Origin of the sequence: Enterobacter sp. DNB-S2 (assembly GCF_019443845.1) — a bacterium.
Lineage (GTDB): Bacteria > Pseudomonadota > Gammaproteobacteria > Enterobacterales > Enterobacteriaceae > Enterobacter > Enterobacter asburiae_B.
Genome location: NZ_CP050520.1, coordinates 149044 through 162427 on the forward strand (window position 1 = coordinate 149044; position 13384 = coordinate 162427).

Sequence of the window (13384 nt, forward strand, 5' to 3'; positions counted from 1 at the left end):
GTGACATTGGCGGGGAATGTGCGGCCTGATGCCCTCACCCCAACCCTCTCCCACAGGGAGAGGGCGCACACACTAAAAACGGTAACGGTCGTTACCGTTTTGCATCTACCATGGCCTTAAACACCTCAGCCACCGCGACCGCACCGGGATCCATTACCCCATCCAGATTCTCTTTATTCACATACGACGAGCGCCCCGCACCGGCTTTCGCCATTTTCGCCGTTGCTTCGGCACCGTGCTGTGCTGCCTTCGCCGCTGCCTGAAGATCGCCATTCTTCAATGCTTCAAGCGCCGGCTGCAGTGCGTCGATCAGGGTACGATCGCCTAGATCTGCCCCACCGTACTGCTTCATCTGCGCCAGCCCGCTGAGCAATGCCTCGGGCAGCGGCTGACCATCGTGAAGCTTTTGCCCGGCCGCGGTGAAGAAGATCGACATCAGCACCCCGCTCGATCCGCCCATCACCGTCGCCAGCCGCTCGCCCACCAGCAACAGCAGCGTCGATACGTTATCAAGCGGGAGCTTGCGATCCTCCAGACGCTGCGCAATATCCCGCGCCCCTTGCGCAAAAGTGGAGCCGGTATCGCCGTCGCCCACTTTGGCATCCAGCGCGTTCAGTCGGTTTTCCAGCTGGAGCAGCGTTTTCGTCACCGAGGAGACATACTCGCCCACCCGCAGATTGTCCGACGGAGTGTATTCCACGCGATCGTGAATGGCGGTATGCGCCACGGTGCGCAGTGGCGCAAACGCCACGGGCTTCTGCCAGCCCAGCGTTTCGACCTCGGCGTGAATCGCCTTTTCAAAGAAGTCATTAAGCTTCAGCAGCGTGAGCGAAAAGCCCTTCATGTCCAGCGCGCTCACCAGCGGCGCGGGGCCTATCAGGTACGCGATCTCCTCTTTCAGCGCCGAATGCGCCAGCTCTTTGGTCAGCAGCGCCATCTCCAGCGCCGATACGCCGCCGAGATTGTTAATCAATACCGCAAACCGCCCTTCTCCCGCCTGCGCGCGTAACGGCGTCACCAGCGTGTCGATAATGGCTTTACTGTTCTGCGTATCCACGACGGAAGCACCGGGCTCGCCGTGAATGCCCAGCCCCAGCTCGACATGGCCCTGCTTAATGCGCCCCTCTTCCTCGTCGCTGCCCGGCAGGTTGCACGTTTGCATCGCAACGCCCAGGCTCCAGAGGTTATCGCAGGCCTGTTGCGCAATATCCCGCACCTCGCTTAGCGATTTACCGTGCTCCGCCGCATAGCCCGCAATCTTGTGCACCAGTGCCGTACCGGCAATACCGCGCGGCTGTTTGTTATCCGGCAGCGCGATATCGTCCGCCACGATCGCCATCTCCACCTTCAGGCCGTAGCGTTTGGCCTTTTCTGCCGCCAGACCAAAGTTCAGGCGATCGCCGGTGTAGTTTTTGACGATCAGCAGACAGCCGCGATCGCCCGTGACCGCCACAATGGCGTTCAGCACCGCATCCACGCTCGGCGAGGCAAACAGATCGCCACACACTGCCGCCGTCAGCATCCCTTTGCCAACAAACCCGGCGTGCGCGGGTTCGTGGCCTGAGCCGCCGCCGGAGATCACCGCCACGCGGCTTTTGTCCCAGTCGCCGCGTGCGACGATCCTGATGGCCGGATCGATATCAAGTTTGACGAGGTTTGCGTGTGGCGCAGAAAGCAGTATGCCTTCAATGGCATCGTTGACCAGCTGTTTGCGATCGTTAAAGAAGAATCTGGACATCGTTTCCCACTATTTTTGTGAACCGTATGCAAAAGCATAGTCCGCGCTGGATAATGCGCCGCAAAGTCAGGAATTTACTCAACCAAATTGCGGCCAGATTGCCTATACTCCCCCCAGGACAAAGAGAGGAAGCGCATCATGAGTACACCATTGTTAATTGCCAGGACGCTGGAAAAAGAGCTGTATTTACTGCCCTCGATGGCGAACCGCCACGGTCTCATCACCGGAGCGACCGGGACGGGGAAAACCGTCACCCTGCAAAAGCTGGCGGAGTCGCTTTCGGAGATTGGCGTACCGGTCTTTATGGCTGACGTGAAAGGCGATTTAACCGGTGTGGCTCAGGAAGGTACGGCCTCTGAGAAACTGCTCGAACGGCTGAAGAATATTGGCATCACGGACTGGACGCCGCATAACAATCCGGTGGTAGTGTGGGATATCTTTGGTGAGAAAGGCCACCCGGTGCGCGCTACCGTCTCCGATCTCGGCCCGCTGCTGCTGGCCCGTCTGCTTAACCTCAACGACGTGCAGTCCGGCGTGCTGAATATTATCTTCCGCATTGCCGACGATCAGGGGCTGCTGCTGCTTGATTTCAAAGATCTGCGCGCCATTACCCAGTACATCGGCGATAACGCCAAATCCTTCCAGAACCAGTACGGCAATATCAGCAGCGCCTCGGTGGGTGCCATTCAGCGCGGGTTACTGACGCTGGAGCAACAGGGCGCCGAGCACTTCTTCGGCGAGCCGATGCTGGATATCAAAGACTGGATGCGCACCGACAGCAGCGGCAAAGGCATCATCAACATTCTGAGCTCCGAGAAGCTCTACCAGATGCCAAAGCTCTACGCCGCCAGCCTGCTGTGGATGCTCTCCGAACTGTACGAACAGTTACCCGAAGCGGGCGATCTGGAAAAACCGAAGCTGGTCTTCTTCTTCGACGAAGCGCACCTTCTGTTTAACGACGCGCCGCAGGTCTTGCTGGATAAGATTGAACAGGTCATTCGCCTGATCCGCTCCAAAGGCGTTGGCGTCTGGTTTGTCTCGCAAAACCCGTCGGACATTCCGGATAACGTTCTCGGCCAGCTCGGTAACCGCGTGCAGCACGCCCTGCGCGCCTTTACGCCGAAGGATCAGAAAGCGGTGAAAGCCGCCGCGCAGACCATGCGCGCCAACCCTGCCTTTGATACCGAAGCGGCGATTCAGGCGTTAGGCACCGGTGAAGCGCTGATCTCGTTCCTGGATGCGAAGGGCAGCCCGTCCGTGGTGGAACGCGCCATGGTGATCGCGCCCTGCTCGCGCATGGGGCCCGTTACCGACGATGAACGTAACGGCCTGATTAACCACTCTCCGGTTTACGGAAAGTACGAAGACGAGGTTGATCGCGAGTCCGCGTTCGAGATGCTGCAAAAAGGGGTGCAGGCGACAACGGAGTCGCAGGATGCGCCTGCCGCTAAAGGACAGTCCGTCGCCGTGGATGACGGTATTCTCGGGGGGCTCAAAGACATCCTGTTCGGCAGCACCGGGCCGCGCGGCGGCAAGCGCGACGGCGTGGTACAGACCATGGCGAAAAGCGCGGCGCGGCAGGTCACCAATCAGATAGTGCGCGGCATGCTGGGAAGTCTGTTAGGCGGCCGTCGCCGGTAGACGGGGAACCCACGGACGACCAAGCGCTGAGCCCTGTACGCCGTTCTCCTGCAGATAGCGGTCGATTTCCACCATCCCCGTCCAGCGGTTCTCACACCATAGCGGTGCCAGAAGCGTTGGACGGCGGGCGCTGGCGGAGATGCGGTGGTAAACAATTTCCGGCGGGGTGTGGCGAATCATCTCCCCCGCCGTCACCGTATAGTCCTCAAGCTCAATACCGCTTAACCGTCCGGCTTCCCAGGCTTTCGCCATAATGCTTCCCGTAACGATATGCAGCGGGTGCAGCTTAATGCCGTCCACGCCGGTCTCAACCACCTTTTCCAGCGTCTCCAGGCCGTGCTGCTGCCCTTCACCCGGCAAGCCGACAATCAGATGCGAGCAGACCTTCAGCCCACGCTCGCGGGCCAGGCGCGTGGTGCGCTGGTAGCAGGCGAAATCATGGCCACGGTTAATACGGTGCAGGGTTTTGTCGTGCGCGGTCTGCAAGCCCAGCTCCAGCCAGATCTCGTAGCCTTGTTCTTTGTACTCGCTGAGCAGGTCCAGCACCGCGTCCGGTACGCAGTCCGGGCGCGTGCCCACGCACAGCCCAACGATGTTAGCCTGGCTGACGGCCTGCTGATACATAGAGCGCAGCACCTGCACCTCCGCCCACGTGCTGGTGTAGGCCTGAAAATAGGCCAGATACTGCTTCGCGCGGTTCACCAGGCTCGCCTGATGGGCAAGCTGTTCAGCGATAGATTTATGCTGCTGGGCTTCGTCAGCAAAGGACGCAACGTTACAGAAGGTGCAGCCGCCGCGCCCGATGGTGCCATCGCGATTCGGGCAGCTAAACCCGCCGTGCAGCGTCAGCTTATGAACCTTTTGCCCGTACCGCTGCAAAAGATCCCCACCAAACATATTGACTAATTTCTGTAACTGCATAATCTGATAGACCGTCCCGGAGAAAGGGGACAAGCCTGCCACTTTTAGCCTCTGTCGGCGATGACCTGGATCAATCGTCCCGGACGGCCTTTATCTATATGAATAAATACTCAGGATTACTGCAATTTCATTCACGCCATTCGTGATTACTTTTCCTTATGTTCTGATTGTTTTTTTCATTTATAGCGCCACCACTGAAAAACAGTGGGTTTATGCGGGTTTGCAGCCGATACCAGATTATTATTCTGCTATAAAACTGCTATTCAGCACGCTACATTGATAATACCGCTTTCATATAGTGAGTCAGATCACACTCCGCTGCGTCCTGCCAGGGCATACATTCAATGTAAAAATAGTTAAATAACATTTACTTTCAAAGACATAAACGCTCTTTAGCACATTTTTGTATAAATAAGATTGCCATTTGACCTGTGTACCAATTCCCGATAAGTTGGAAATCCGCTGGAAGCTTTCTGGATGAGCGGCCTGCTCATCATATTTATGCAGTAATTGAGATTCCCTCTGAAGCAAGTCCTCAAACTTGTTTACCTGCGCGAAAGGATGAAAAAGAGGGCGAATGCGAGGTCCGCGTATGAAACGCAAACCCCGTCGCCATGCTCTTTCTGTGCCTGTGCGCCACGGTAAAGTTCAGTGGGAAGCCCGACGAGCCTGGGGAGGTTCACTGATATGTTGTACGATAAATCCCTTGAGAAGGATAACTGTGGTTTCGGCCTGATCGCCCACATAGAAGGCGAACCTAGCCACAAGGTAGTGCGTACTGCTATTCACGCACTGGCCCGAATGCAGCACCGTGGCGCTATTCTTGCCGATGGTAAAACCGGCGACGGTTGCGGCCTGCTGCTGCAAAAACCGGATCGTTTCTTCCGCATCGTGGCGGAAGAGCGCGGCTGGCGTTTAGCCAAAAACTACGCTGTCGGCATGCTGTTCCTGAATCAGGATCCTGAAAAGGCTGCTGCCTCACGCCGCATCGTCGAAGAAGAACTTCAGCGTGAAACCCTGTCGATTGTCGGCTGGCGCAATGTGCCAACCAACGAAGGGGTGCTCGGTGAAATCGCCCTCTCCTCGCTGCCTCGCATTGAACAGATTTTCGTCAACGCGCCTGCGGGCTGGCGTCCGCGTGATATGGAACGCCGTCTGTTTATCGCCCGCCGCCGCATTGAAAAACGTCTCCAGGACGATAAAGAGTTCTACGTTTGTAGCCTCTCTAACCTGGTGAACATCTATAAGGGTCTGTGTATGCCGGCTGACCTGCCGCGCTTCTACCTGGACCTGGCGGACCTGCGTCTGGAATCGGCCATTTGCCTGTTCCACCAGCGCTTCTCCACCAACACCGTTCCACGCTGGCCGCTGGCTCAGCCGTTCCGCTACCTGGCGCACAACGGCGAGATCAACACCATCACCGGTAACCGCCAGTGGGCCCGCGCCCGTACCTATAAGTTCCAGACGCCGCTGATCCCCGATCTGCACGATGCCGCGCCGTTCGTGAACGAAACCGGCTCTGACTCCAGCTCCATGGATAACATGCTGGAACTGCTGCTGGCGGGCGGGATGGACATCGTGCGCGCCATGCGTCTGCTCGTGCCACCGGCCTGGCAGAACAACCCGGATATGGACCCTGAGCTGCGCGCGTTCTTCGACTTTAACTCCATGCACATGGAGCCGTGGGACGGCCCGGCGGGCATCGTCATGTCCGACGGCCGCTTCGCCGCCTGTAACCTGGACCGTAACGGTCTGCGTCCGGCGCGCTACGTTATCACCAAAGACAAGCTCATCACCTGCGCCTCTGAAGTCGGTATCTGGGATTACCAGCCTGACGAAGTGGTCGAGAAAGGCCGCGTCGGCCCGGGCGAGCTGATGGTGATCGACACCCGCGGCGGGCGCATTCTGCACTCTGCCGAAACCGATCACGACCTGAAAAGCCGCCATCCGTACAAAGAGTGGATGGAGAAAAACGTCCGTCGCCTCGTGCCGTTCGAAGATTTATCGGATGAAGAAGTGGGTCGCCGCGAACTGGACGACGATACGCTTGCAAGCTTCCAGAAACAGTTTAACTACAGCGCGGAAGAGCTGGACTCTGTTATTCGTGTACTCGGTGAAAACGGCCAGGAAGCGGTCGGCTCCATGGGTGATGACACCCCGTTTGCCGTACTCTCCAGCCAGCCGCGCATCATTTACGATTACTTCCGCCAGCAGTTCGCGCAGGTGACCAACCCGCCGATCGACCCGCTGCGCGAAGCGCACGTGATGTCGCTGGCTACCAGCATCGGTCGCGAGATGAACGTCTTCTGCGAGGCCGAAGGCCAGGCGCACCGTCTGACCTTTAAATCGCCGATCCTGCTGTACTCCGATTTCAAACAGCTCACCACCATGAAAGAGGAGCACTACCGCGCCGACACGCTCGATATTACCTTCGACGTGACCGAAGCGAGCCTCGAAGAGACGGTGAATGCGCTGTGTGACAAAGCCGAACAGATGGTGCGTAACGGTACCGTTCTGCTGGTGCTGTCCGACCGCAATATTGCGAAAAACCGTCTGCCGGTTCCTGCCCCGATGGCAGTTGGCGCTATCCAGACGCGTCTGGTCGACAAGAGCCTGCGCTGCGACGCCAACATCATTGTTGAAACCGCCAGCGCCCGCGACCCGCACCACTTTGCCGTGCTGTTAGGCTTCGGCGCGACGGCGATCTACCCGTATCTGGCCTACGAAACGCTGGCACGCCTGGTGGATACCCGCGCGATCGACAAAGATTACCGCGCGGTGATGCTGAACTACCGTAACGGCATCAACAAAGGCCTGTACAAGATCATGTCCAAAATGGGCATCTCGACCATTGCCTCCTACCGCTGTTCGAAGCTGTTTGAAGCAGTCGGCCTGCATGACGAGGTCGCCAACCTCTGCTTCCAGGGCGTGGTCAGCCGCATCGGCGGTGCCGGTTTTGCTGACTTCCAGCAGGATCTGGTGAACCTGTCCAAACGCGCCTGGCTGGCACGTAAGCCGCTGGATCAGGGCGGTCTGCTGAAATACGTTCATGGCGGCGAGTATCATGCCTATAACCCGGACGTGGTGCGCACGCTGCAGCAGGCGGTTCAGAGCGGTGAATACAGCGATTACCAGCAGTACGCTGAGCTGGTAAACAACCGTCCGGCGGCAACGCTGCGCGACCTCATTGCCCTCAATCCGGGCGATGAAGCGGTCAGCATTGACGACGTTGAGCCTGCATCCGAACTGTTCAAACGCTTCGATACCGCGGCGATGTCCATCGGCGCGCTGAGCCCGGAAGCCCACGAAGCGCTGGCGGAAGCCATGAACAGCATCGGCGGTAACTCCAACTCCGGCGAAGGCGGTGAAGACCCGGCGCGTTACGGCACCAACAAAGTGTCCCGTATCAAGCAGGTGGCATCCGGTCGCTTTGGCGTGACGCCTGCGTACCTGGTCAACGCCGACGTAATCCAGATTAAAGTCGCTCAGGGTGCTAAACCGGGCGAAGGCGGCCAGCTGCCGGGTGATAAAGTTACCCCGTACATCGCCAAACTGCGCTATTCCGTGCCGGGCGTGACGCTGATCTCCCCGCCGCCGCACCACGATATCTACTCTATCGAGGACTTAGCGCAGCTGATTTTCGACCTGAAGCAGGTCAACCCGAAGGCGATGATCTCCGTGAAGCTGGTTTCCGAACCGGGCGTCGGCACCATCGCTACTGGCGTGGCGAAAGCCTATGCGGATCTCATCACCATCGCCGGCTATGACGGCGGCACCGGCGCAAGCCCGCTCTCCTCCGTGAAATATGCGGGCTGCCCGTGGGAGCTTGGCCTGGTGGAAACCCAGCAGGCGCTGGTGGCGAACGGCCTGCGTCACAAGATCCGTCTGCAGGTGGACGGTGGCCTGAAAACCGGCCTCGACATCATCAAAGCGGCGATCCTCGGCGCGGAAAGCTTCGGCTTCGGTACCGGCCCAATGGTTGCGCTCGGCTGTAAATACCTGCGTATTTGCCACCTGAACAACTGCGCAACCGGCGTGGCTACCCAGGACGAGAAGCTGCGTAAGAACCACTATCACGGTCTGCCGTTCAAAGTGACCAACTACTTTGACTTCATCGCCCGCGAAACCCGCGAGCTGATGGCGCAGCTGGGCGTGAAGCGTCTGGTGGACCTGATTGGCCGCACTGACCTGCTGAAAGAGCTGGAAGGCTTCACCGCGAAGCAACAGAAGCTTGAGCTGTCTAAGCTGCTGGAAACCGCGCAGCCGCACCCTGGCAAAGCGGTCTACTGCACCGAGAACAACCCGCCGTTCGATAACGGCGTGCTGAACGCGCAGCTGCTGCAGCAGGCGAAACCGTACGTGGACGACAAGCAGAGCAAAACGTTCTGGTTTGATATCCGCAACACCGACCGCTCCGTGGGCGCCTCCCTCTCCGGTTATATCGCGCAGACGCACGGTGACCAGGGGCTGGCAGCGGATCCGATTACCGCGCACTTCAGCGGTACCGCGGGTCAGAGCTTCGGCGTATGGAACGCAGGCGGCGTTGAGCTGTACCTGACCGGCGATGCCAACGACTACGTCGGTAAAGGCATGGCGGGCGGTCTGCTGGCGGTGCGTCCTCCGGTCGGCTCAGCCTTCCGCAGCCATGAAGCCAGCATCATCGGTAACACCTGCCTGTACGGCGCGACCGGAGGTCGTCTGTTTGCAGCAGGCCGTGCGGGCGAGCGTTTTGCGGTGCGTAACTCCGGTGCTATCACCGTGGTGGAAGGCATTGGCGATAACGGTTGTGAATACATGACGGGCGGGATTGTTTGCGTTCTGGGTAAAACCGGCGTGAACTTCGGCGCGGGCATGACGGGCGGTTTTGCGTACGTCCTGGATGAAGACGGTGAGTTCCGCAAACGCGTGAACCCGGAGCTGGTGGAAGTGCTGGACGTTGATACGCTGGCTATCCATGAAGAACACCTGCGCGGTTTGATTACCGAACACGTGCAGCATACCGGTTCTTCGCGCGGCGAAGAGATCCTGGCGAACTGGCCAGCGTTCTCTGCGAAATTCGCGCTGGTTAAGCCGAAGTCCAGCGATGTTAAAGCCCTGTTGGGTCACCGTAGTCGTAGCGCAGCAGAGCTGCGCGTGCAGGCGCAGTAAGGAATTCAGATGAGCCAGAACGTATACCAGTTTATCGACCTGCAGCGTGTTGATCCGCCAAAGAAACCGCTGAAGATCCGCAAAATTGAATTTGTTGAAATCTACGAGCCGTTTTCAGAAGGCCAGGCCAAGGCACAGGCAGACCGCTGCCTGTCCTGCGGTAACCCTTACTGCGAATGGAAATGTCCGGTACACAACTACATCCCGAACTGGCTGAAGCTGGCTAACGAAGGACGTATTTTTGAAGCAGCCGAGCTGTCTCACCAGACCAACACCCTGCCGGAAGTGTGCGGCCGCGTGTGTCCTCAGGACCGTCTGTGCGAAGGCTCCTGTACGCTGAACGACGAGTTCGGCGCGGTGACCATCGGCAACATTGAGCGCTATATCAATGATAAAGCGTTCGAGATGGGCTGGCGTCCGGATATGACCGGCGTGAAGCAAACCGACAAGCGCGTGGCAATCATCGGCGCGGGCCCGGCGGGCCTGGCCTGTGCGGACGTGCTGACCCGCAACGGCGTGAAGGCGGTGGTCTTTGACCGCCATCCGGAAATCGGCGGTCTGCTGACCTTCGGTATCCCTGCCTTCAAGCTGGAAAAAGAGGTCATGACCCGTCGCCGTGAAATCTTCACCGGCATGGGCATTGAGTTCAAACTGAACGTGGAAGTGGGCCGCGACGTGCAGCTCGACGACCTGCTGAAGGATTACGACGCCGTGTTCCTTGGCGTGGGCACCTATCAGTCCATGCGCGGCGGTCTGGAGAACGAAGACGCGCCGGGCGTGTACGACGCGCTGCCGTTCCTGATTGCCAACACCAAGCAGATCATGGGCTACGGTGAAACCGCCGATGAGCCGTTCGTCAGCATGGAAGGCAAACGCGTGGTTGTGCTGGGCGGCGGTGATACCGCGATGGACTGCGTGCGTACCTCCATTCGTCAGAATGCGGCACACGTGATCTGCGCCTACCGTCGTGACGAAGAGAACATGCCGGGCTCTAAACGCGAAGTGAAAAACGCGCGTGAAGAGGGCGTGGAGTTCCAGTTCAACATCCAGCCTCTGGGTATTGAAGTGAATGCCAACGGTAAAGTGAGCGGCGTGAAGATGGCGCGCACTGAGATGGGCGCACCGGATGCGAAAGGCCGTCGTCGCGCCGAGATCGTAGCCGGTTCTGAGCACGTGATCCCGGCCGATGCCGTGGTGATGGCGTTCGGTTTCCGTCCTCACAGCATGGAATGGCTGGCGAAGCACAGCGTTGAGCTGGATTCGCAGGGCCGCGTGATTGCGCCAGAAGGCAGCGACAACGCATTCCAGACCAGCAACCCGAAAATCTTCGCCGGTGGCGATATTGTTCGCGGTTCTGACCTGGTGGTAACGGCGATTGCCGAAGGTCGTAAAGCGGCTGACGGGATCCTGAACTACCTGGAAGTGTAAAAAAAAACAGGCCCGATTGGGCCTGTTTTTTTATTTCACGACGCGAAGTGCCGGACGGCCACCGCGCGGAGGCGGATCGTCATCAGGGTCATTGTCGTCGTGACGATCGGGTTTATCACCATCGATAAGTGACATCACCGTGTCGCTTTCGCGCTCATCGGATGCGTTGTCATCATTCAGGCTGGCAACATCTTCATCATACGCCGCTTCCGGCTCGAACATGGTACCCGCACCGTTTTCACGCGCGTAGATAGCCAGCACGGCTGCCAGAGGTACGGAAACCTGACGCGGCACGCCGCCGAAACGCGCGTTGAAGCGCACTTCATCGTTTGCCAGCTCCAGGTTACCCACCGCACGCGGCGCAATGTTCAGTACGATTTGTCCGTCACGCGCGTATTCCATTGGAACCAGCACGCCCGGCAACGTCACATCCACAACCAGGTGCGGCGTGAGCTGGTTATCCAGCAGCCATTCATAGAAGGCGCGCAGCAGATACGGACGGCGTGGAGTAAGTTGTGACATTTCCACAGTCATTAGCCTCGGCCGAGACGCATTTCACGTTCCGGTTCAGTTAAAGATGCCAGGAAAGAGTCGCGTTCAAATACGCGAGTCATATAGCCCTTCAGCTCTTTCGCGCCAGGACCGCTGAACTCTACGCCCAGGGTCGGCAGACGCCACAGCAGCGGTGCCAGGTAGCAATCCACCAGGCTGAACTCATCGCTCAGGAAGAACGGCTTCTGACCAAACACAGGGGCGATTGCCAGCAGCTCTTCACGCAGTTGCTTACGTGCAGCGTCAGCTTCAGAAGCGGAACCGCTGGTAATCACGTTCATCAGCGAGTACCAGTCTTTTTCGATACGCTGCATGTACAGGCGGCTTTCACCACGCGCGACAGGGTAAACAGGCATCAGTGGCGGATGCGGGAAACGCTCATCCAGATATTCCATAATGATACGGGATTCCCACAGGGTCAGCTCGCGATCCACCAGCGTCGGTACGCTTTGGCTCGGGTTGAGATCGATCAGATCCTGAGGCGGGTTATCCTTTTCCACATGCTCGATCTCAAAACTGACACCCTTCTCGGCCAGCACGATACGAACCTGATGGCTATAAATGTCAGTAGGACCAGAAAACAGCGTCATTACCGAACGTTTGTTGGCAGCGACAGCCATGAAAACCTCCAGGTATATTCAGAATTTTTACTGCTACCAGCCCAACTGGGGCCAGCCAGATGTTGTATCGCCCATCCCAGAGAAAACACATTGTTCAAGAAACGAACAAAAATCGAGTATTCACCGATATTTGGGCAGAAAATTGGATGATAGTTTACCAGATTTTGATGGCTTTGTGGTGAGGGGATTCTGGAAATGTGGAAAAAGAGAAGATATATGCATGGATATTGTGGATAACCTGCGCATTATCCATAAAAAAACCCGCCGAAGCGGGTTTTTCGCCAATCGTTCTGCGTAAGCAGAATGGATTAACGTTTGGAGAACTGTGGACGACGACGTGCTTTACGCAGACCCACTTTCTTACGTTCAACCTGACGCGCGTCACGAGTAACGAAGCCAGCTTTACGCAGTTCAGAACGCAGGGATTCGTCGTACTCCATCAGAGCGCGGGTGATACCGTGACGGATCGCACCTGCCTGACCGGAGATACCACCACCTTTAACGGTGATGTACAGATCCAGTTTTTCTACCATATCAACCAGTTCCAGCGGCTGGCGAACTACCATGCGGGCAGTTTCGCGACCGAAGTATTGTTCCAGAGAACGCTGGTTGATTACGATTTTACCACTGCCCGGTTTGATGAAAACGCGAGCTGCGGAACTTTTGCGGCGACCAGTGCCGTAGTATTGATTTTCAGCCATTGCCTATAATCCCGATTAGATGTCAAGAACTTGCGGTTGCTGTGCCGCGTGGTTGTGCTCGTTGCCTGCGTAAACTTTCAGTTTACGGAACATAGCACGACCCAGCGGGCCTTTTGGCAGCATGCCTTTAACCGCGATTTCAATCACACGCTCAGGACGGCGGGCAATCATCTCTTCAAAGGTCGCTTCTTTGATACCACCGATGTGGCCGGTGTGGTGATAGTACACTTTGTCAGTACGCTTGTTGCCGGTTACAGCAACTTTATCAGCGTTCAGAACGATGATGTAATCACCGGTATCAACGTGCGGAGTGTATTCCGCTTTATGCTTACCGCGCAGGCGACGAGCCAGTTCAGTAGCCAGACGGCCCAGAGTTTTACCGGTCGCGTCAACAACATACCAGTCGCGCTGTACGGTTTCTGGTTTAGCTGTAAAAGTTTTCATTAAAAGCTTACCCAAATAAATAAGTTACACGTTGGTGAACACCCAAACGTTTAGTCAGTTGAGGCTCACACGACAAAGTCCGGCAAACCTACCCCTTCGAATAGCACATGCCGACACATAGAAAGTTTTGGGAAAAAAACCTTCTCGTAACGTGGGGTCGCAAGATTATAGAGAAGTTGAGGTCAAAGATC

Annotated in this window: 10 protein-coding genes; 4 read left to right on the forward strand and 6 right to left on the reverse strand. The window is 57.4% G+C overall.

The window, feature by feature from the left end; translation table 11 throughout:
• Positions 1 to 91 precede the first annotated feature (91 nt).
• Entirely contained in the window at positions 92 to 1738 is a 1647-nt protein-coding gene (locus HB664_RS00800) for a dihydroxyacetone kinase subunit DhaK (protein ID WP_045888044.1), read from the reverse strand.
• A gap of 138 nt (positions 1739 to 1876) precedes the next feature.
• On the opposite strand from HB664_RS00800, the gene HB664_RS00805 reads away from it, so the two are divergent.
• Complete coding sequence (locus HB664_RS00805) at positions 1877 to 3379, forward strand: helicase HerA-like C-terminal domain-containing protein (protein WP_033146759.1); 1503 nt, start codon at positions 1877 to 1879, stop codon at positions 3377 to 3379.
• On the opposite strand, the gene HB664_RS00810 is transcribed toward HB664_RS00805, so the two are convergent.
• Positions 3359 to 4300, reverse strand: a complete 942-nt coding sequence (locus tag HB664_RS00810; protein ID WP_101744690.1) for a TIGR01212 family radical SAM protein — start codon at positions 4298 to 4300, stop codon at positions 3359 to 3361. The genes HB664_RS00805 and HB664_RS00810 overlap by 21 nt on opposite strands.
• A 687-nt stretch (positions 4301 to 4987) precedes the next feature.
• On the opposite strand from HB664_RS00810, the gene gltB reads away from it, so the two are divergent.
• The gene (gene gltB, locus HB664_RS00815) at positions 4988 to 9448 is read left to right on the forward strand and encodes a glutamate synthase large subunit (protein WP_094934475.1); all 4461 of its coding nucleotides are present in this window, start codon (positions 4988 to 4990) and stop codon (positions 9446 to 9448) included.
• Between the two features lie 9 nt (positions 9449 to 9457).
• Positions 9458 to 10876, forward strand: coding sequence for a glutamate synthase subunit GltD (gene gltD / locus HB664_RS00820; protein WP_023309377.1), 1419 nt, complete (start codon positions 9458 to 9460; stop codon positions 10874 to 10876).
• 30 nt (positions 10877 to 10906) lie between these two features.
• Here gltD and sspB read toward each other — a convergent pair whose 3' ends face one another.
• Positions 10907 to 11404 carry a ClpXP protease specificity-enhancing factor gene (sspB, locus tag HB664_RS00825; protein ID WP_029740078.1) on the reverse strand — a complete coding sequence of 166 codons (498 nt, stop codon included), beginning with the start codon at positions 11402 to 11404 and terminating at the stop codon, positions 10907 to 10909.
• 5 nt (positions 11405 to 11409) lie between these two features.
• Positions 11410 to 12048 (reverse strand): stringent starvation protein SspA, encoded by a 639-nt coding sequence (sspA, locus tag HB664_RS00830; protein WP_014885418.1) that lies wholly within the window; start codon positions 12046 to 12048, stop codon positions 11410 to 11412.
• Between sspA and HB664_RS00835 the strand changes: the two genes are divergently transcribed.
• Complete coding sequence (locus tag HB664_RS00835; protein ID WP_219940861.1) at positions 12047 to 12346, forward strand: hypothetical protein; 300 nt, start codon at positions 12047 to 12049, stop codon at positions 12344 to 12346. The two genes, sspA and HB664_RS00835, sit on opposite strands and share 2 nt — an antisense overlap.
• 10 nt (positions 12347 to 12356) lie before the next feature.
• Here the strand turns inward: HB664_RS00835 and rpsI are convergent, their stop codons facing one another.
• The gene (rpsI, locus tag HB664_RS00840; RefSeq protein ID WP_003860436.1) at positions 12357 to 12749 is read right to left on the reverse strand and encodes a 30S ribosomal protein S9; all 393 of its coding nucleotides are present in this window, start codon (positions 12747 to 12749) and stop codon (positions 12357 to 12359) included.
• A gap of 15 nt (positions 12750 to 12764) precedes the next feature.
• Positions 12765 to 13193, reverse strand: coding sequence for a 50S ribosomal protein L13 (rplM, locus tag HB664_RS00845; protein WP_006178824.1), 429 nt, complete (start codon positions 13191 to 13193; stop codon positions 12765 to 12767).
• Positions 13194 to 13384: the final 191 nt, after the last annotated feature.

Bases quoted from the DNA above. Each gene is read 5' to 3' on its own strand.
- HB664_RS00835 (WP_219940861.1), top strand. From the start codon at position 12,047: ATGAAAACCTCCAGGTATATTCAGAATTTTTACTGCTACCAGCCCAAC.
- HB664_RS00810 (WP_101744690.1), bottom strand. From the start codon at position 4,300: ATGCAGTTACAGAAATTAGTCAATATGTTTGGTGGGGATCTTTTGCAG.
- sspA (WP_014885418.1), bottom strand. From the start codon at position 12,048: ATGGCTGTCGCTGCCAACAAACGTTCGGTAATGACGCTGTTTTCTGGT.
- rplM (WP_006178824.1), bottom strand. From the start codon at position 13,193: ATGAAAACTTTTACAGCTAAACCAGAAACCGTACAGCGCGACTGGTAT.
- gltD (WP_023309377.1), top strand. From the start codon at position 9,458: ATGAGCCAGAACGTATACCAGTTTATCGACCTGCAGCGTGTTGATCCG.
- HB664_RS00805 (WP_033146759.1), top strand. From the start codon at position 1,877: ATGAGTACACCATTGTTAATTGCCAGGACGCTGGAAAAAGAGCTGTAT.
- gltB (WP_094934475.1), top strand. From the start codon at position 4,988: ATGTTGTACGATAAATCCCTTGAGAAGGATAACTGTGGTTTCGGCCTG.
- HB664_RS00800 (WP_045888044.1), bottom strand. From the start codon at position 1,738: ATGTCCAGATTCTTCTTTAACGATCGCAAACAGCTGGTCAACGATGCC.
- rpsI (WP_003860436.1), bottom strand. From the start codon at position 12,749: ATGGCTGAAAATCAATACTACGGCACTGGTCGCCGCAAAAGTTCCGCA.